1 protein-coding gene is annotated in these 567 nt (G+C 54.3%); it reads right to left on the bottom strand.

The genetic code is table 11. The features are described 5' to 3' along the window. Window positions 1-171: 171 nt before the first annotated feature. Window positions 172-423, bottom strand: a complete 252-nt coding sequence (locus G7B67_RS13260) for a hypothetical protein (RefSeq protein ID WP_166213190.1) — start codon at window positions 421-423, stop codon at window positions 172-174. Between the last annotated feature and the right edge of the window lie 144 nt (window positions 424-567).

Raw genomic sequence — 567 nt, 5'->3', positions numbered from 1 at the left:
CCGTGCATGAGCCTCTCCAGCAGAGCTAGTGCAACACATGCGATTGCGAAAACAAGCGAGAAGCGGCGCAGCCAGAAGTTGAAAAGGATGCTGGTCATTGAGTTCCCTTCGTGCGGGGCCTAACACCAGAATTAAGCCGACCCGCGAAGCGGGTTCGGCTTGAATGACTTGTTAGGCCTGCGCTGCGACGAGCTCACGGCACGCCTCCATGATCTCGGGAACGCATGACTCAGCATTAATTCCAAGATCCTCATGACCATATTGCTCGTGTCCGAGCAGTAGAAAAGTGCTGAGCGAACTTGGGAAGTTGATCTTCTCGGCGATGCCGGCAATGAGGCCGCAGCCAAGATTTGGATCGATCTCTCCGGCGAGCACTTGCCGAGCGACCCGCACCGCGTCATTTATTGATTCAAAAGTCTGCATGAATCTTTCCGAGCAGGCCTAACACCTGAATTAAGCCGACTTGCGTAGTGGAAGCGAAAGCGTGGCAGGCTTTTTATGCCACGCTTTTGCTGGAACGAAGCAAGTTCGGCTTGAATGAATTGTTAGGGCCCGCCCACCGTACCG

Source organism: Cognatiluteimonas telluris (genome assembly GCF_011320095.1).
Taxonomy (GTDB): domain Bacteria; phylum Pseudomonadota; class Gammaproteobacteria; order Xanthomonadales; family Xanthomonadaceae; genus Cognatiluteimonas; species Cognatiluteimonas telluris.
Note: the sequence above shows the minus strand (reverse complement) of the source record. Positions and strands in the feature narration are given on the sequence as shown.